We start from the raw sequence: 260 nt of genomic DNA on the forward strand, positions 1-260 counted from the left end.
TCGCCGTCGCGGTCGCGGTGGGCCTCACCCCGGAGATGCTGCCGGTGGTGGCGACGCTCGCGCCCGCGCGGGCGGCGCTGCGGCTCGCGGCCGAGCACGGGGTGATCGTCAGCCGGCCCTCGGCGCTGCACGACCTGGGCGCGGTGGAGGTGCTGTGCGTCGACAAGACGGGGACGCTCACGGCGGACGAGCCGTGTGCGCACGCGAGTCTCGACGCGCGCGGGGCGCCCGACCCGGAGCCCTTGCGGCTCGCGGCGGTC

General features: G+C 78.5%; 1 pseudogene. It reads left to right on the forward strand.

Annotation, left to right across the window (positions count from 1 at the left end):
- Nucleotides 1-260, forward strand: a pseudogene (locus tag G3I42_RS28305) (magnesium-translocating P-type ATPase); the annotation flags it as partial.

Origin of the sequence: Streptomyces sp. SID11385 (assembly GCF_010548245.1) — a bacterium.
GTDB lineage: Bacteria > Actinomycetota > Actinomycetes > Streptomycetales > Streptomycetaceae > Streptomyces.